16 protein-coding genes are annotated in these 17,929 nt (G+C 39.3%); 9 read left to right on the forward strand and 7 right to left on the reverse strand.

The annotated features are described in order from the left end of the window. The first annotated feature begins 23 nt into the window (after positions 1-23). The 4 genes from VXM68_RS21880 to VXM68_RS21895 all read left to right on the forward strand — a co-directional run bounded on the left by VXM68_RS21880 (position 24) and on the right by VXM68_RS21895 (position 3,164). A complete protein-coding gene (locus VXM68_RS21880) occupies positions 24-1,853 on the forward strand; it encodes a hypothetical protein (protein ID WP_312365147.1) in 1,830 nt (609 codons plus the stop codon). A gap of 40 nt (positions 1,854-1,893) precedes the next feature. Beyond that, positions 1,894-2,253 (forward strand): hypothetical protein, encoded by a 360-nt coding sequence (locus VXM68_RS21885; RefSeq protein ID WP_293889468.1) that lies wholly within the window; start codon positions 1,894-1,896, stop codon positions 2,251-2,253. 353 nt (positions 2,254-2,606) lie between these two features. Beyond that, a complete protein-coding gene (locus VXM68_RS21890; protein WP_293889467.1) occupies positions 2,607-2,858 on the forward strand; it encodes an IS66 family insertion sequence element accessory protein TnpB in 252 nt (83 codons plus the stop codon). Between the two features lie 135 nt (positions 2,859-2,993). Further along, the gene (locus VXM68_RS21895) at positions 2,994-3,164 is read left to right on the forward strand and encodes an outer membrane beta-barrel protein (RefSeq protein WP_367211315.1); all 171 of its coding nucleotides are present in this window, start codon (positions 2,994-2,996) and stop codon (positions 3,162-3,164) included. Between the two features lie 205 nt (positions 3,165-3,369). Here the strand turns inward: VXM68_RS21895 and VXM68_RS21900 are convergent, their stop codons facing one another. Beyond that, complete coding sequence (locus VXM68_RS21900; protein WP_312365153.1) at positions 3,370-3,678, reverse strand: hypothetical protein; 309 nt, start codon at positions 3,676-3,678, stop codon at positions 3,370-3,372. Between the two features lie 31 nt (positions 3,679-3,709). Further along, positions 3,710-4,738, reverse strand: a complete 1,029-nt coding sequence (locus VXM68_RS21905) for a hypothetical protein (protein WP_367210049.1) — start codon at positions 4,736-4,738, stop codon at positions 3,710-3,712. A 424-nt stretch (positions 4,739-5,162) separates the two neighbouring features. On the opposite strand from VXM68_RS21905, the gene VXM68_RS21910 reads away from it, so the two are divergent. The 4 genes from VXM68_RS21910 to VXM68_RS21925 all read left to right on the forward strand — a co-directional run bounded on the left by VXM68_RS21910 (position 5,163) and on the right by VXM68_RS21925 (position 8,465). Next, a complete protein-coding gene (locus VXM68_RS21910) occupies positions 5,163-5,858 on the forward strand; it encodes a hypothetical protein (RefSeq protein WP_367210050.1) in 696 nt (231 codons plus the stop codon). Further along, positions 5,855-6,943: a hypothetical protein gene (locus VXM68_RS21915; protein ID WP_367210051.1), complete on the forward strand. Its 1,089-nt coding sequence runs from the start codon at positions 5,855-5,857 to the stop codon at positions 6,941-6,943. The genes VXM68_RS21910 and VXM68_RS21915 overlap by 4 nt, the downstream gene beginning before the upstream one ends. A 402-nt stretch (positions 6,944-7,345) precedes the next feature. After that, positions 7,346-8,077: a MauE/DoxX family redox-associated membrane protein gene (locus tag VXM68_RS21920; protein WP_367210052.1), complete on the forward strand. Its 732-nt coding sequence runs from the start codon at positions 7,346-7,348 to the stop codon at positions 8,075-8,077. Positions 8,078-8,081: 4 nt separating this feature from the next. Then, a complete protein-coding gene (locus tag VXM68_RS21925; protein ID WP_367210053.1) occupies positions 8,082-8,465 on the forward strand; it encodes a hypothetical protein in 384 nt (127 codons plus the stop codon). Positions 8,466-8,524: 59 nt separating this feature from the next. On the opposite strand, the gene VXM68_RS21930 is transcribed toward VXM68_RS21925, so the two are convergent. The 4 genes from VXM68_RS21930 to VXM68_RS21945 form a co-directional block, all read right to left on the reverse strand. Continuing rightward, a complete protein-coding gene (locus tag VXM68_RS21930) occupies positions 8,525-9,883 on the reverse strand; it encodes a RagB/SusD family nutrient uptake outer membrane protein (protein ID WP_367210054.1) in 1,359 nt (452 codons plus the stop codon). Positions 9,884-9,896: 13 nt separating this feature from the next. Then, positions 9,897-13,109 carry a SusC/RagA family TonB-linked outer membrane protein gene (locus tag VXM68_RS21935; RefSeq protein WP_367210055.1) on the reverse strand — a complete coding sequence of 1,071 codons (3,213 nt, stop codon included), beginning with the start codon at positions 13,107-13,109 and terminating at the stop codon, positions 9,897-9,899. Continuing rightward, the gene (locus tag VXM68_RS21940; RefSeq protein WP_367210056.1) at positions 13,109-15,286 is read right to left on the reverse strand and encodes a TlpA family protein disulfide reductase; all 2,178 of its coding nucleotides are present in this window, start codon (positions 15,284-15,286) and stop codon (positions 13,109-13,111) included. Before VXM68_RS21940 ends, VXM68_RS21935 begins: the two co-directional genes overlap by 1 nt. An 80-nt stretch (positions 15,287-15,366) precedes the next feature. After that, positions 15,367-15,741, reverse strand: coding sequence for a hypothetical protein (locus tag VXM68_RS21945; RefSeq protein WP_367210057.1), 375 nt, complete (start codon positions 15,739-15,741; stop codon positions 15,367-15,369). Positions 15,742-16,502: 761 nt separating this feature from the next. Between VXM68_RS21945 and VXM68_RS21950 the strand changes: the two genes are divergently transcribed. Continuing rightward, positions 16,503-16,778: a helix-turn-helix domain-containing protein gene (locus VXM68_RS21950; protein WP_367210059.1), complete on the forward strand. Its 276-nt coding sequence runs from the start codon at positions 16,503-16,505 to the stop codon at positions 16,776-16,778. A 189-nt stretch (positions 16,779-16,967) separates the two neighbouring features. On the opposite strand, the gene VXM68_RS21955 is transcribed toward VXM68_RS21950, so the two are convergent. Then, positions 16,968-17,927, reverse strand: coding sequence for a hypothetical protein (locus VXM68_RS21955; protein ID WP_367210060.1), 960 nt, complete (start codon positions 17,925-17,927; stop codon positions 16,968-16,970). Positions 17,928-17,929: the final 2 nt, after the last annotated feature.

Here is a 17,929-nt window from a genome sequence, read left to right on the forward strand (position 1 = left end):
AATAATATTTATTAACTGATTTTATGAAATATAACCTATTTAAAAGAGGTATTTGTTTCTTTGCCTTATTTTTAATTTTATTTGTATTAATTAACTGTTCGAAAGAAAATTTGAGGAATGAAAACGTAGAAAGAATTACTGATGCAGAGTTGTCTGATGTTAAAAATAAGATTAAATTAGGATTAAATAAAAGAAAAGCTTCTAATGCAACGTTATTTGATAAACCTCTCGTGAAATTTGCATCATTAATAGATACAACTTATATAGGTGTTTTAGCGCCTATTTATTTTAAAGAGAAAACTGTTATTAAGGGTATATTAAGTTTAAAATTTAATAAAAAAAATGAGATAATTGAAGAGACTTTATACGCTCTTGATCAAGATATGTCGGTAGCACAATTAGACACTTATGAATACTATATAGAGGTATTTAAAGAGTATAAATATGAGTTTACACCTGACATTATAACCAATATTAAAAAAGCAAAGGCGATTAAAAAAAAACCGAATGTCGCCGATAGTTCATCATTTTTCAAATCTAACGTTAAGCCAAACCTCAAAAAACGCGCTAATGGATCATCCACTATTGTCTCATGTGCAGTGAATTTTGCTGTTCAATTCACGTTTGTTTCCCATTGTGATCAACAGGATGAGTGGATGGCTCTCAGCTCATTTAGGTATGATTTTTTTAATGAGCTTAAATTTTATTTAAATAGTCACATCCAAGAAATTGGGGGGCAGATTACTAGAGTAAGTTATACCCCCCCGTATGTAAGTTTAGGCGGGAATACAACGCATCCTATTGAACATCCCTTGGGATATTTCAGACTCCAAAGTTCGACTAAAAGTCTAATTGAAGAATGGATACGATCATATGTGATAAGACCTTTTCCATGTCTTGGAAACAGAAATATAAACGTTAGGATAACGTCATTCGATTCTCAATGCTCTGGTAATTCGGAACTTGGTTCTGAGAACGGTGGTGGCGGATCAAATAATACTCAAATGCCTTTTTCAAATTTCTTAAGTTTTATAACGCAAAAGCCTTTTATCCTTATTCCAAATATAGAGTGTGCTGTTGTTGAAAAATGGGTAGAAATTGCTGATTTTGTTCCAAATAATGATGTCTTCAATAAATTAGATGAGTTACTCGCTACACCTCATATCGTGCCGGGGTTAAATGGACCTATTAAAGCAAGGATCCAGTCGATCAATAATGCTTATAGCTCCGTCGTCAATATGGATGATTTCTCGATACGCGTTGACCAATTACCTGTTTTAAACGGAACAAGGATGACGCCATCTGCATTTTTAGAATATATAAGATTAAATTTAAATCAGTTTGTAAATAACAATCTTTCAATATTTGAACCATATAATTATTATACTGTGAATGACACTTATTTATGGAATTCTTCAAATCCCACAGGTGCAATTATAGGTATAGATATTCCGGGGCCAGATAACGGATCTGTAATTGTATCGGACAGCTCACCTACAGAATGGACCTTTACTACCATCAATGACCCCAAATATCATGATCATCCAGTCAGCGGAAATAGAAAATTTGGATATGAAGTGAATTCAGATGGTTCTCACACTTTTTATACGAGGGGAGTAGATCGAATTACAAATTGGGATGCTACGTTCTTACAGTCGCTTGCCGATGTGCCGTTTAGCCAAGCTGATGCATTATGGGCATCCTTTCAAGGTAAAGTTACATCATTTGTTAATCAAAGGGGAGGAAGTGCAACTATCAAGGCTTCACAAAAGCATCGACCTGATTGGAGTTTGGTAAAAAAAGTATTGAATGGGGAGGCTCCTCTAAGCACACTATCGACTGATTGTGATTAGTCTGTTTTTCAATTAAATATAATTTACTTTAATTTGCCATATGAAGTCATACTATAATATATGTTTTGCAATCTGCGTCACCCAATTGATAGGATGGTTATGTTTGCCATACGTCGGAATCGGTGGTATCATCCGTAAAATTACGTCAGTAGGGTTTTATGGAAATATGTATTCAGAAACTCCAAATCAGGAAGTAGCAGATATTTGGGGAATATCTGTTGAATCTGCAGGAATGATAAATAAGGGGATCGCCATACTATATTTTCTATCTATAATAGTTGTGGTCGGTAGTTTTTTTGTACGAAGAAGGCTTGATTTTGAAAAACTTACTGGTATAGTATTCTATCTAACGATATTTTCCATAATGATCATGCTAGGTTTGCCAATTGGTTTTTCTTAAGAATATTTCAGATTTGTTGATTAGAGCTAGATAAGCTTGGTCAAAGGTTCGTGACAGCTGAGCCAATCGGATATATCAAGTAATGAAAGGCTTCTTAGTTTTTCTTTCAATTGAAGAAGTAAATCAAAGTCAATTCAAAAAACGATTAGTAGGTCTTATTACTGCTCTCATTAAATAAGTAAAATATATAGAGCCGTTTTAAATGTAAAATAGCTTAGTCTATCCATCTATACACAGACGCTATAGATAATATAGCATAAAAAAGCATGATCATAATTGATATGAACCCTTAAAAGTCTTTGTCTACCTCTTGGTGTACTTACATTATGAATATGCAAGAAAAAAGAGCTGTCATGCTATCTATGATATCAGGCTGGCGAGCTAGCGGCAAGAGCAAGAAGACTTATTGCGCTGAAAACGGTATTAACGAAACCACTTTTTATTATTGGTTTTCGCGCAGCAAAGGGGAAGAAACAGCCAGCGGTAGTTTTATAGCCATCGATAAGATCAGCAGTAAACATGAAGTTGAAGTTATTTATCCCACCGGAGCATGCATTAAGGTAGCGCACGATCTAGCCCTTGTTTCTCAACTGATACAGCTTTAATAATCTTTTCGCTGGGTTCATCACACCGGTTTTACCTTTACGAAAACCACTGTAGTATGCGCAAATCATTCGATGGGCTATGCGGACTGATCACATCAGTGATGCAACGACAGGCTACCAGTGGTTGAGGTATTCGTGTTCGATCTGGAATCTGATATCAACATCTATTCAATAAAGGCCGACTATAGGAATCCGTTAACAGAGAAAATTCTGATTTCCACAGGGGTAAAAACCAACTGTACAAAAACAGGGAACACAGCTGAATATTTCTTTGTAACGGTCGGTGAGTACGAGCCAAGATTATGACAAGACAAACAATTTTCGATACAAGGAGAACATTAATGCTTATATTAATCTCAATGCATATTACCAACGTTTGAGCATTAAGTCTGTCTGAATGGAAGATAAGGCCATCTTCGACACTTCGGTTTCTAATAGCCATCCTAATGGCTTCTACAGAAGTGTTTGGCTATGGCCTTCTTTAATATATCACATAAAATAGAAGACAGAATTATTCTATCGAAAAATTCCAATTTCCTAATACTTTTGGTATCTCCCATGTTTTGGCTATGGCCTTATAATCATTAAAGTGACCCTTTTCCCAGGTGGTCATATGGTAACCTTTACAGAACTTACAATAATAAGCCCTTTTGCAGGCGTTTTTACCCATCCTGTGTTTGATACGTTTACCATCCAGTTTGTTCCTCAACCGAGATCTGAACTTGAAATGAAGCATTGCCCATCGCGCCTCAATTAAAGAAGGAAATGCAACTTTACCAGTAGCTCGGCATTTCCAGGTATTGTCCCTTACTTTTTCCATAACCTATCTATTAAAGTTTACCTATTCTATTTCATTGCTCCTTTTCTATCGGCACCTGCAACATGACCCATTCCCTGATATGCTTTGCAATCTTGTCTGACACCTCAAAATAGTGCCGTTCCTCGAAAGGTATTTTGAGCTCGATACGCAACCGGCCCCGTTTCAGTTGCTGGCAAGCTTGGATCATATCCAAGGGTATGGCTTTATCCCGGTCAATCTTCTGTACAAATCCCTTAGTGATATTAACAACTTCCTTTAAGCTGCGCTGCTCGCCACAAGTCAGATTTTCGTCCATCGCATTTCTTAAATAAAGGCTGACCATACCATTTTTATACGTAAAGATCCCGATATCCTTATAGCGTATTTTTTGGACCATGATTTTATTATTGAGCAGGAATACCTCCTGCTCCAGATCTATGGATCTGCACAGGGTTAAGTCTATTTCATCCATGGGATCTCCATCTCTATCTTCCCCGGCGGGTTCATGAATCTGCTTCGGCTGTTCGATGCCCGAAGAGAGCAACTCAATCTGTCCCTGAAGATCTCTTATCCTTGATTCCTGCTCCAGGATAGTTTCTTTTTGTTCTAAAGTCACTATGATTTGCCTATGGTAAACAGCGACGTAGAAGTAAACTGTATAGCACATATTCAGGACCAAAATGCCACTAAAGATGACCATTAAAGGAAACAGCAGCCATTCATCCTTCGCCTGTGGATCGGGGCCAATGATCCAGAACAATAAAAGTGTCGGAAGTATGCAGCAAAAAAACAATTGCATACCGGCGCGTTTTTCCGGGTGAACCAGCCAGTTGTGCTTTTTGTCCAATATCACGATAACCCATCGGATATAAAAGAAAATAATCGCTACTATCAATACAAAAAATAGATAGCTATAAGTGACAGGCCAGTTTAAAAGCCAGTCCGCCAAGTCGCCGCGATAGCCCAGATACCAACAGAACCCTCCAAAAATAAAGGATGCAATCAACTGCCAGATCCCATCGGGATACTGCACGGTCAATTTCCTATTATCCTGATATCCATTCTTGCTTAAACTTTTCATGTATAGACCTCATTTTAAAAACGCTATTAAAATTCACCTACTTATCAGATTTATACTTTCTTCCTATATAGCTTTCACCTATTAAGTTTATCCGGCATTACGTGACTGGCTAGTGCTGGAGAACTTGCGTAAAAAACTCCCCTGTCGAAGAAATTTTTATATATAAATTTAGCCAATTATTTATTAAAACAATGTCCAACCCATTTAAATCAATGCTTTTACGTCGTTTAATGGATGAAATAATTCCCTTTCCGGATGGAAATTTGCTCCTTTGATGTTTTAAATTGCACTTTCGTTGTAAGGAAACCAGCCCTTATTGTAAAAAATTGGCCTTCGTTGAAATTAAGCGGATATTCACTATCATTTTGCGCCGTTATGGATAAATTTAAAGTGTAAAACTTCACTGATTATTAATTGATAGATCATGAGGACGATAAAAAAAGAAGAACTGCCATTTAGCCGCAATTATGTATTTACTGCCATTGCTGTGCTAGTTACACTATATGGGATTTTCTTGGCGCGAACACATGATCAGCGTGTATATAGTATAGGTATTCTGGTATTGCTTATCCCATTCTTGGAAATCCGGGGACATCAACGCGTCATGCAGTTCTTCGTTATCTTTTTTGTTTGTATTCAGATGAGTAGTATTGCTTTATTTGACCGTCTCCCCTATCAGCTATTGATCAGTTCGCAACCTTTTTGGACAGCTGTAAAAAAAGGGGTGCCGACAGCCTTTATCATCTGCGCGATGGCACATCTGTTTTTCTGGAGAAAGACAAACATTGTCAAACTTTATGGAATTCAATTTCCCATCATGACCCTTGCATGTACCTGGTATATCCGCATGCTGCTGATCATGGCGAATTGCCAAAACATCCCAAATGCAAAAGCTGTACGCATACCTGCCATTGTTGTCCAAAAATGTCCGGTGTGCTGTGATATTCATGAGTTACTGCTTTCCTTTGCCTATGCAGAACGGCAGTATCAGATCCCAATGGATGTGCATCCTAAACTGTATGAAGAAGCAAAAGAAGGCGGCAGGCTCAATCTCCAGCTGCATCCCGGGAGATTTGGCTGGCCATGGTACCATAAAAATATAAAAAGGAGGTACAGATGATCGTAAGTTTACACAAGCTGACCATGCTTATAGAAGCCTTGGTTTATCTTGATAACAAAGCTATTCCAAACCGTTTGGGTGAGATTGCCGAGGCCTGCAATGATAATTTTGCATTGGCACTACAAGCCCATCGGGAGATTATTCAGGTAAATAATGCACGTCAGGCTATCCAAATCTACCATACTCAATTGTTGAGGCTACACGCCTTGTTAAATCGCTTCTGTAACGCGCGTAAAATTGTGCGTTCTGCAGCGATATTTGCCCTAGAAGAATTACTTGAGCGTATCGAACAGCTCTTTCAAAAAGATCTCGATCCCTGTACGCCGCTGCCGGAGCATTATTATCTGAGGCTGCATAACTATGTATACGAACATATGCCCTATATCCTGGATAGGTTGGCTCAGAAAAACATACCGAAAGCCTATCTCACCGAGATCCTTTCGGGTATGGACAGCCTATTTGAGAATGGTAAGATTCCCTATATTCAATACCGACATCAGGACTACCTACGCAAAATGATCGAATCACTTTGCCAATTGGCTGAAGACGAGCGCCAGAGTAAAAACTGGCATTACCGCTTTTTGATTCTGATGGTCAACTTCAATTTTAATCACATGGGCTTCTTCAACCGCTGGAAAGAATTGTACAATTCGGCCCCATCCTTTATGGATGCCCTGTTACGCTTCCCCAAACATTTCTCCTGTATCCCAGACTTTGCGTATGATTGCAACCGTAGAAGCCTGCTGAAGTTGATGCGTGCGTATATGGAGGATAAAAAAAACTCTCCATCAGCAACAGGGCAGGATTATCCCCAACAATTTATTCAAAGCAATTTCAATGGCAAAGAGCTCAAACTTTGGATGCATATATCTGTTAAAGCGAACATTATGTGGTCGTCAGAGAAAAAAGAAGTTGCCGAAGTATTTTCCAGGCTCGTCAAAACACGTGAAGGCACTTTACTTTCAGCGCATAGCCTGATCCGTATGGACAAAAGCGCCGAGTTTCATTCAGCGCTCCGTATTCGCAAAGTGTTGAATACGATGCTTGACGAACTGAATAGACAGTTTCCTGACTTAAATAAATAAAACACAAAAGTTAAAAAAACAGGGGGTATGCCACCGCTACACCTCCTAAACGTGTTCATTCTACCCATCAAAAACAGTCCTGATGAAGCGAAAACCGACTGTTTCACCAAGAATTCCCTCTCCAGCTTTTTACCGCAAAATACATCTGCGTTACACCCCACAATTCATTTAGAATAAATAGAAGCCGCTCAACCGGTAGAAATAGGCATTTCAGTACACCTACGCCAGCCTATTTTCCGTACTACCTTTGTTTTACAGCGTACGAGAAAGTAGAAGCTGACGCTCGAGCAGGCCGCTATATCCAATGGAGGCATAGGTATGGCGCCCTGTTTTTAAATCGACGAAAAATAGTAAAAACAGCGATAGGAAATAATAAATGCCCTGATATAAATAATTAAAGTTATGGAAGCGAATAAAACTGGACACATCATATATAAAGTCATCCGGGCAGCAATGATACTTTTTTGGGTCTATGTGGGGATGGAGAAACTCTGGCAGCTCGGGGCATTCAAGATCGCTCTTGAGCAGCAGCCCTTGATCAGTTATCTGGCACCAGTGCTTTATTGGCTACTTCCGTTGGTGGAAATTAGCATCGGAGCTTTGCTTGGGTTGCCTGCCCGCCGCTTACAGCATTGGGGCTGGATAGCATCGACTATCATGGTCACCTTATTTTCGATTTATATTGCCCTTGGCGTCCTCGATGTATATGAAAAGAAACCCTGTATGTGTACCAGCTTTCTCAGTAATATTTCCTGGACAGCGCATCTGTTCTTTAACCTCGTTATTCTTGGCCTATCGCTAGCAGGACAAATACTCAATCGTAAGGTTTTGCTACACGGCCGAAACAACTTAAGCAATAAGACCGCTGTCGGCCTCTTTCTCACGGTTATTCTAGCAACAGGAATTGTAAGCTATAAAAACGCAACATTTAAACCAACACATGAATTCTGGTTTATACCAGACAGCATACACCATTCTCCAGTATATGACAGCGTCAGTAGGCCTATAGTAGGCAGCCTGGCATACAGATACGATCGGTACACAGAACCGTACCGAAAACAATTATTTACCAAAAGTTTGCAGGCCAACAACTTTACTATCAATTATTGGCTTGCAATACAGAAAGGAGGGTAGCATTATGCTAACCAAATTTTTAAACAATTATGGCTACATGATATTAGGCGGAGCCATGATTATCGGATTCTCAGCATTTAAAGGTGCTGAAGCTTATGCAGGAAAAAAATTAGATCCTGTGACTATTTACTTCCATGGTAATCCTCAAGATGCGAATCAGGTTAAAGATGCCTCGCGTTGGAATACCACGCCCAATGATGAGGACTGTAACAGTGCAAACGTTATGGCTTGCTCTCAGGTAGTAGATGAATCTGATCTGAATTCTTCAGATCAACTGAATCCAGCAAAGATTCAACTTGGCGCTACCGCAACTTCTGGAGGAAACTATATCCCATCTAGAACCGGTGGCAGCAGCTCAACTACATTTACTCCAATCAATAGGGGATAAATGAAAGGAAGGGGTAGATCGATCGGACTGCCCCTTCCCTATTTGTATCTACATTTTCTTTATTTCGGATTTTGTTGCATTCCCGTCAATCTAATAATATCTTGAGGAAGAGGAAGTGCATAAGCGTTGGAGTTTGGCTGTAAAGTAATCAGTTGCCCATTTAGTTTTCTTGTTATTAAAATCTCCGCTCCTTCTGCATTCAACCGCTTTAGGTCCATCCATCTTAGCCCCCTATACAGCAATTCCTTTCTTCGCTCTTTTAGGATTAAAGCCAGTGCTTCTCTTTTGTCTTTTATCACATAAGGAATAAATGTGCCCGTTTTATAGCGATACCCGAGTAGATGGTTTAAGTCTGCCATTCCTGCCTCTACATTCCCCATTCTCACATTGCATTCCGCACGCATAAGATACAGCTCGTCCATTGCTATTCCCGAAAACATCTTAGAAGATCCTGCGTAACTGCCTTTGAAAGTAGTCGTTCCATCGGCTGCTACTTTAAAGTATGCTGACCTGCGCAGATCATTACTTTCATAAGAACGATACAGGAGCGTATCGGTCAATGCGCGCGAACTTGTCAAATTGATACTTACTAATAATTCAGCATAAAATAAAGTCTCTTTATTAAAAATCGTAAATGGGTAGGACGCTGTCATCTTTACTTCCGATAAATTATTAAAATCGAGCAGGTCAGCATTGTACTTTAGGGCTAGATCAACATAATAATGGGCCGAATCGTAGACCTGCATCGATAGGTAAGCACGAGCCAATGTAGCATAAGCCGCATACTTATTGGGACGCATGACATGACTGGTTTTCTCAGGAAGCATAAGACTAGATTCTTTCAGATCTGTAATTACATTTTCGTAGCACTCCGCTATGGATGACCGATACGATTGCTCATGAAAATCCGAACTGTTCCGCAGCACAATACCCATATCTGTTTTTGAATCTTGGGTATAGGCTTTTGAATAAGTCCATAATAAAGCCAGATATTGGCTTGCCCGATAAAATTTAGCAGAAGCATAAATGGCATCATACTGATTAGCATTACTTTCATTTCGATTGCTCTTTTTTATACGGTCCAACACAAGATTGCTATTGTAAATCGTATTATAAGAGGAGGACCAGTCATTTCCGAAATTCATATGATCATTCTGCCAGATATAAGTCTGCTGGCCATAGTCAAGCAATGCATCATATGCGGATTGGCTCAGGTAATAATTATCTGCCGAAGCTTCCCCAAAAGAAGGAAACTTCAGATTCATGATCTGGCTATCATCCAGTAGCTTTTGTAAGTCGTCCAAGCTATTGGGTACAGCCAAACCATAGTTTGACTGCACCTCTAAATATTTTTGACAGGCGGACAAGGAGAAAACAACTACCCCTAGCCACAATATGTTAAGAAATCTTTTCATCATTTACGTTATTAGATCAATAATCAATTTTTAATCCGATGGAAAATGTCTTTGGTGGACTTAATCGGTACGGAAATTCTGGGTCGATACCAATCTTATTTGCACGCCATAGTACCCCCAGATTGGCCGCGTTTGCCGACACCCCCATATTAAATGCACGATTTCCGACGGTATACTTACCTTGCCAGGTCAACGAAACATACTCCAGCCGCAAATGATCCCCTTTATAGACATTGATATCAGCATATTGATAGAATGCATCCGACATTGATTTTATGGGAAATTTCATACCAGGAACCTGCGTAAGCTGTTCATCCCCCGGCTGCTGCCATCGCTGATCAAAGTCTGGGTAGGCCGTACCGTTGGCAAACAATGAAAAATAGGACGTCACGGGACGCCTGACGTAATAGTCCCCCTTAAAACTGACATTGATAGAAAAAATCAAAGACTTCCAAGCCAGTGTGTTGATTATATTCCCAAAGGACTGCGGTTTGGAGGATCCAAAATACACGATACTCTCATTTCCTTCTGGTAATGCATCGGCCTGATTACGTATGGCTGTATAGTTTGTGCTTAGCTGCCCATCCAGCAGGCCCTGCGCTTCCCCAAATTCATTCAACCCCATCCATTTATAAGCCGCCAATGCGTTCAGCGGTTTACCGACGATCGGTGTGATGGAATTTCCGCTCGATAGAAAGGATGTGACACTGTTTTGCAGGTTATAATATTGCGTTGTTTTGTTCCTATTCAGGCTTAATATCATTCGCGTATCCCAGTTGACCTTTCCGCTTGTATTCTTTAAATTTAAGTCAATGTCAAAACCTTGCCCTCGCATTCCTGCCAAATTCTTGACAACTGTACCCTGTAAGCCCCACGCCGTATAATCGTATTCGCTCAATCCATATAGATCTTTACCTTTTTTTACATAATAGTCAATACGTCCGGACAATCTTCCCTTTCTTACTGAAAAATCCAGACCAAAGTTAGTAGTTGCCACTCTTTCCCATTTTAGCAAAGGATCGTTTAAGGTACTTATCTGATACATTGGATAGCTGGTGTAGGTTGCCGAACCGATGTAGGCAATTGGATCTGGAGACCGTCTTAGATCGACGTTACCACTGGTTCCATAGGTTGTCCTTAATTTTAGATAATCAAACAGAGCCAGCTTAAAGAAAGCCTCCTTATAAATGTCCCAAGATCCGCCTACGGACCAGAGCGGCGACCATTTATCATTGGTCGATGCGCCAAAGATATTAGCGCCGTCTTTCCGTAAACTCATCGATAGGCCATAGCGGTCCATAAACCGGTCGCTTATATTGGTATAAAGTGATACAAATCGATTTACATTTTTAAAAAATTGCGGCGCTCCCGGTATCCGTCGTATCCCATCATCTGGCAGCGTTGGAAAACGAGTTACAAAGTCTACCGAAGTGCTCGACATCGGCAGTTCATTGTATCCATAGGCCGTATAGGAATTGGTGTTCGACCTATTCTCCCGTGCCTCGCCACCAAGAATACCGACCAGTAGATGCCGACCAAAGGATTTGTTAAAATCAATTTGACCACGTAGCGTATACGACCTGCCCTCAGCAGCGGAGTATCGTTTTATACCACCAAGTGGAATGTTATATTTTGTAGCTGTGCTACCAGTACCGATGATGGTAAATTCATTGATCCACTTACGTGCTTCATAACTTTCCAAAGTATTCAATTCGTTATTTTCTGTACGCTGCTGCTGAATCTGTCCACCGACATTCAGGTGTAGGTAAGGCAATACCTTATATTTCAGGTTCAGGCTAGAAAACCATTCATTAGTCTGCCGTCGGTCTTTCGCATATTTGTATTCCGACAGTGGATAGTATTCCCATGGCAGATAACCACTTGTATAGTTTTCTTTCAGATAACTGGCCCTATATTCCTTTTCAAATGGGATTTCACCACCATCCTCATTTAGAAACTGAAGATATGGCGCCTGCATACTGCTATAGCCTAACGATGAGAATTCAGGTTTGCCTTTTCTGCTATCCTGATTAGTATACAGCACCTGGAGATCCAACTGTAAATTGTCGGTAGGTCTGAAACTATTGGACAGCTGGATATTGATCTTTCTATCAAAAGCATCCAGTTCGGATTTATTCCCCGTATACCCAATACCAAAACCATACGAATTGCGTGCCCCCCCGCCCGAGATATTCAGCGCGTGCTGATTGACAAACGGAACATTATAAAAAGCATCCATATAGTTTTGTCTTCCATTTTGTACCAAGAGTTTAGCTATACCGCTGGCCGAATCTGCCGGAGAAATCAGGTTGCGCTTGCGTCTATCCAATAGGTCGATCACTGGCGACTGTGCCAGATACGGCTGGTATAGCAATTCCGAATCGTAATACCCCTTTTCAAAAAGATATTTTTCGAGTGCGATAAAATCCGCATTTTGGGGCTGATAAATTTTATTCAGATCGCTATTTTCCTTCAAAATCACTGTATTTGACAATGTTATTTTTGTCTTCTGCTCTTTGGAAAAAGCACCTTTTTTTGAAGTCATGACGATAACACCGTTCCCGGCGCGCGCCCCCCATATGGCACTCGCCGCAGCATCTTTCAGGATGGAGACACTTTCAATATTATTGGGATCAATATTACTGATATCCCCCTCATAGATAAAGCCGTCTAGCACAATTAGCGGATCCAGATTTCCGTTAATTGTACTCAAACCTCGAACAGAGATATTCAGTTTCTGCAGGTCAGCATTTTGTATCGGCTGATTGTCGAAACGAATTGCTGTTGTCATATTATTGAGCCTATCCAGAATATTAGTTCCCACCTGCTGACTGAGCATCTTATTATCGACTACATCAATGGCCCCTGTCACCTCATTGGCTTTCAATGTCTGATAACCGGTACTGACAATAGCCTCTTCGAGATAAGTCTCTTTGACAGAAAGGGCTAACACCTTATTCTTCTCAAAAAATCCGGCTACTACTGTCCTATCTAGATAACCAATACAACTGATCAATAAAGAATCTTTATGATCACCTACCTGAATAGCAAATTTTCCTTTCAGTGAACTTGCAGCCTGATTATGCAAAGTTTTGTTCCGGATAGATGCCCCCACTAGCTCCCTGCCATCTTTCGCTGAAACAATTGTACCCTGTACCCACATTTTTTCCTGAGCCTTGCCCATGAAAAACAATACGCTTGTAAAAAGCGCTGTCAACAACACTTTCATTACTTCGTATGTTTAGTAGATACGGTGTAGAAATAAGGATATTCACCATTGTATTGTGTTGGCGTAAGCCTTATGCCATGCTGTTCCAGCGCAGCTATCTTTTCTTTGATAGACAGATCAAGAAAGTTTCCCGGCAAACGCAGATCAATCCGTTCGGAACTTTTACCCTCAAAAATTACCGGCTTGTCCAAAACAGACCTGATAAAACCAATCACACCATTTAGGGGCATATTTTGCATGATCAAAGATTCATTGCCTTTATCCACACTATTCATATACATTCCGCCCTTGGTTTTCCATAGTGGACGCGATCCATCCAGCGAAAGTGCGTATGCCGCAACAGTACCTTTTTTTCGCTCAACAGCAACATGAAACCGTTCAATCAAAGCATTTCTAAAATAATCGAATGCTAACTCCTGTGTGATACTATCGCGCAGGTAGAGCTGATACCAAAACTGTCCTTTTGTTGTTTTAAAATCGTATATGAGATTGATAAATTTCTTGTTAATCTGATCATCAAAAACGAAAAGGTTCGATTGTACCCCTTTGAATGCATTTGGAAAAGCCAGCTGATAACAGGTATTCAGAAAGTAATTCCCCACCTGAAACAGTGAATTCCCTTCGCTATAGGACACAGCGGGATACACACCGAGATAATTTTCTCGATAACCCGACATCACCGAGCAAAATAGAAGTCCCGTTGTATCGACCAAAGGCCGTGTGTTTATCCGGGCAGTATTTTGGATTTCCGATTTTTCAATAAATCGGCTTGACACTCCAGTTTTCAAAAAATCTTTGATAATATCCTCTGTGATAGAACTTGCGTATGAATTGAGGACAAATTCACCTTCGGGATTAATAATCCCTATCGTTGGCAACGTATTATGCGGAAAAAGTGACGTAAACAACGTGTCATTCAATATTGTTGGTAATACCGGCGTGTAATTAAAGTCCTCTTTATATTTCTTAAAACGCTTTTTTATACGCTCTGGGGTATCTCTATTTCGTTTACTATTGACCATCACAACCTGTACCTTATCCTTAAAGCGCTGCTGGATCAATTCCATGTCGGGAATTCCTTCAATGCAACTAGGGCAGCCAGTTGACCAGAAGTCTAACAAGATCAGCTTTCCTTTCAGATCAGCGAATTTGATTGTTTTCTTTTGACCATTAAAATAGTGGAGTTCGAGCGACTGGTTCCATACCGCATCCGGGATCTTATCGCCCGATTTTAGTGCAACGAGATCAGATAGCCCATCGGCCCCGCTGTTCTTGCTGGGCGTCTGAGCTGATAAACTAAACATAGAAACTAAACATAAAAACAAGCATGTCAAAATGATGCGATAGGCACATTTATAATCTGCAACAGATAAAAAGCATTTTAAAGCCCGCTGAACGACTACACCTACTGATCCAGCCAAAGTATTAACTCGAAACACAAAAGCCTTACAGATCGACTTAAAACACCTTAAAACAAAGCGTTCAGATTCTACTCTATAAGTCAATCTGTCATTTCCCACCTGCTGAAAAGCTTGCTTTTGTTGTGTGGGTCTTGTGCAATCGTTTAGTTGTCCTTGTGTATAACAAGGGCTTAGCAAGGGTGAACCTAGGGTCGCGCTATAGTCAAGCCTGTGTGTTTCTTGTGCCAAGCTATAGTCGACCAGCTTTTGAGCAATTCCTACCGAATTTTTACATTTCATCAAGTTTTCATCGGGTCGGCATCGGGTTTTGATCGGTGTGGTCCGATGAGATCCCAATGAAAACTTGATGCCAATTGCATGAAAGGCAGAAGCCGGGGCGAAGTTGGTCAGGAAAAAGCCCCTAGAAGGTGATACCTCTCCCCCTGGTCGGCTGGCCTTCGGCTCGGCTTCGAGACTTATTCGGGACATATTCGGGACAGGCTTGTCATTTCTTCGACTCGGCTTCGGCAGGGCTTCGACTGCGCTTCGGGTAGGAGTCGAAGCGCAGTCGAACAACAGTCGAAGCGTTCCCGAAGAAGAGTCGACGTTGATACGACGCAGTGTCGAACGATCCTCAAACAGAAGCCGAAGGCTGCCCGAGGAAACGGCTGTTTTAATTTGATTTTGAATTTCACTGCTACAGCGCTTTTTTAGTCTAACATGCTTACGCAACAGCTGCGTAAATTGCGCTATAGCTGCACTTAAGCAGTGTTTCACAGGTACTTTAAATATATAGATTATATATAGCCTTACAAAGGCTAGTAATTTTAGGGTATTCATAATTTTTTTGTTAGTGGTTACTTCGATAACCTACTGAAGAACTCGGCGATTTCTCTACTCAATTCGATCTCTCTTTTGATGCGTACTTTAGTTTCAGCAGAAAGCTGCATTTTGCTAGGATCAATATGACGATAATTGGCAACACAGTATGCGATCAATACACGATATATAGCAGTTGCAAATTCTTGCATATCAGCATCTTTAAGGGGTTTATTTTCCTCTAAACCAACATCAAGATACGTGCTCAACAGCTGCAATATATTAGCAGATATAGTCTCTAGCGCATAGTGATTCCAAAAAGATTCAATCTCCTTTATAGGATCATAATCGACCTTATGGACATCAAAAATTATCAAGTCAAAAGCAAGTTGTAGCGCTAAAATCCTGTTCATTTTTCAGTAAATCTTTGTAACCGAAAGTACATAGCATCCCCTCTCCGATCGAAATCAGCTTTTTATTGGGAGCCTGATGTTACTTAGTTCACATTAGTAATAATTAATTCATTAAGGGAGCCAGAACGCGTTTGAATGAGGGGTCACAAGGTATATAATATTGGCATTACGCGTTCCATGGCAAGAGAAGCCAAATCTTATTTGGCCAAACCAGCCGAGCTACTCGGGGGCTGTGATGATGTTCTTGGTAATTTGCTTCCAAAACATAAAAGCACCAAATACGTAACATCTCCGTAATGTTGGTTGGCACTTTACTTTTTTGATTTTCTTTCTCATAATTCGTAAGTTAAAACGAACTCAAGAAACAGTCAAAATGGATGACTACTCACTTGTCGTAGCAGCAGAGGCTCTGGCGGAACCTTTACTCATTACCCTAGGAAATAACTTTCAGTACCATTACTAAAACTAATAATGGGCGATGCCAAAGATCAAGCAAGCGTCATCCTATCCTAGGAATATTTACCAAAGATAGGACAAATAGACGCATTACTCACCCTTCGTATCACATTTATCGCCAGATCCTGCTACGAGAGTTCGTTATTCTATTTTTAATTTAACCCTAACTATTTATTTTTTTATAATATCAAATTCAGAAATTGTATTTAACCAATACAAATATAATAAATGAATTAAATAACTCCAAATAATACGTATTATTATACGGAGTGGTTTTTTACAAACAGCTTCCGTTTCTTTATCAAATGGAGCAAAAAAGCAATAGATTATTGATTCTTGATGTTGAACAAAAGAAAATTGGAATACGTTTCAAACAGATAAGAAAAAGCATGGGATATTCAAGTCACGAAAGCTTCGCCTATGATTATAACCTTGATAGAGCACAATACGGTAAAATTGAAGCAGGCTCATCTAATATGACACTTAAGGTTTTAATTAAACATTTAAATGCAATCGGTTATTCTTTGAGTGAATTTTTCGACCAAAAGTATTACGAAATTTCCGACGCTCAAAATGAGTAAGTTAGTGTTACAATATTAGATAATATATTAACAAACACGAATAACCGCAACCAATTATCTCGAGTCGGGTAATCAAGTGGGTATAATTTTCATATATATCCAATTGGATTGGCCAAGCTATAAAAATATTAAGAAACCGGTTTGTGAAACAAACACTGTATAAAATGTCAATATGCCGAAGATTAAAAGCTAATTATCTACTTGTATTTCAATTTTTTCAATGTTATGTTCAACCAGTTCTTTTAACGCCAAATATGCGTGCTTAAAAATTTTTAACCATTGTGGATTAAAAGGATCAATTAACGAATGAAAAAGTAGGTTTCTAAGCTGATAATTAAAAGATATAAACCAATTCAAAACCTTTATTTTATTTTGGTTAACATCATAATTATCAGGAAAACCTTTTACAGGCAAATGCATAAACAGGTCATCATTTGAAAAATATTGTCGTAGCAGTTGAACAAGAGGAACAAGGAGCCCATTGCAGTACCCTTTACGTTCCTCTTTTTCATCATCTTCAAGCTCCAATTCATTAACAACCTCATATAATGAATTTTTCAAATTTGCCTCTATAAGTTCAATACATTCATCTTTTGATTTGAAAATATTATTAATACCGTCAACACCCGTTTCATCAATAAATTTACTCAGTTCGATATTAACTATAAGATGGTGGCGAATAAGATTCTCTATAAATTTAGGTTGATCACTTTTAATAGTAATTAGTAAATTAGGGGCAGTCTGGCCATTGAGCTTATCTTTATATTCTACTTTTATATATGATTTATAATATACCCTTTGCCCATTAACCATCTTAAATTTTGACAGCTGACATTCTTTATCTAGGATATAGCCTTTATTTGTATTATAGTAGTTGATGTAATAGCTATTCGGTATATCCAAAGGTATTATATTATTCCCAATTGTGTAAACCTTATGAATATGATGAAGCATTACATCTACAAATTTTTCAGGAATGCCTACATTAATCTTATAAATTGAAATAGCACTACCATCGCCGCTACCATTTATAGCTTCAGGATGTAATTCATGAACAGTTGATAAAAAAGCGAACCAAGTCTTAATATATAATGACAAATAATCTATATCTACGGAATTTTGCCAATTTCTAAATCTATTACCTGCCATAA

This window comes from Sphingobacterium sp. R2, from assembly GCF_040760075.1.
In the GTDB taxonomy this organism is placed as follows: Bacteria; Bacteroidota; Bacteroidia; order Sphingobacteriales; family Sphingobacteriaceae; genus Sphingobacterium.

What these genes read in the sequence shown, in the direction of transcription:
- VXM68_RS21880 (WP_312365147.1), top strand. Translation starts at nt 24, where the DNA reads ATGAAATATAACCTATTTAAAAGAGGTATTTGTTTCTTTGCCTTATTT.
- VXM68_RS21885 (WP_293889468.1), top strand. Translation starts at nt 1,894, where the DNA reads ATGAAGTCATACTATAATATATGTTTTGCAATCTGCGTCACCCAATTG.
- VXM68_RS21890 (WP_293889467.1), top strand. Translation starts at nt 2,607, where the DNA reads ATGCTATCTATGATATCAGGCTGGCGAGCTAGCGGCAAGAGCAAGAAG.
- VXM68_RS21900 (WP_312365153.1), bottom strand. Translation starts at nt 3,678, where the DNA reads ATGGAAAAAGTAAGGGACAATACCTGGAAATGCCGAGCTACTGGTAAA.
- VXM68_RS21905 (WP_367210049.1), bottom strand. Translation starts at nt 4,738, where the DNA reads ATGAAAAGTTTAAGCAAGAATGGATATCAGGATAATAGGAAATTGACC.
- VXM68_RS21910 (WP_367210050.1), top strand. Translation starts at nt 5,163, where the DNA reads ATGAGGACGATAAAAAAAGAAGAACTGCCATTTAGCCGCAATTATGTA.
- VXM68_RS21915 (WP_367210051.1), top strand. Translation starts at nt 5,855, where the DNA reads ATGATCGTAAGTTTACACAAGCTGACCATGCTTATAGAAGCCTTGGTT.
- VXM68_RS21920 (WP_367210052.1), top strand. Translation starts at nt 7,346, where the DNA reads ATGGAAGCGAATAAAACTGGACACATCATATATAAAGTCATCCGGGCA.
- VXM68_RS21925 (WP_367210053.1), top strand. Translation starts at nt 8,082, where the DNA reads ATGCTAACCAAATTTTTAAACAATTATGGCTACATGATATTAGGCGGA.
- VXM68_RS21930 (WP_367210054.1), bottom strand. Translation starts at nt 9,883, where the DNA reads ATGATGAAAAGATTTCTTAACATATTGTGGCTAGGGGTAGTTGTTTTC.
- VXM68_RS21935 (WP_367210055.1), bottom strand. Translation starts at nt 13,109, where the DNA reads ATGAAAGTGTTGTTGACAGCGCTTTTTACAAGCGTATTGTTTTTCATG.
- VXM68_RS21945 (WP_367210057.1), bottom strand. Translation starts at nt 15,741, where the DNA reads ATGAACAGGATTTTAGCGCTACAACTTGCTTTTGACTTGATAATTTTT.
- VXM68_RS21950 (WP_367210059.1), top strand. Translation starts at nt 16,503, where the DNA reads ATGGAGCAAAAAAGCAATAGATTATTGATTCTTGATGTTGAACAAAAG.
- VXM68_RS21955 (WP_367210060.1), bottom strand. Translation starts at nt 17,927, where the DNA reads ATGGCAGGTAATAGATTTAGAAATTGGCAAAATTCCGTAGATATAGAT.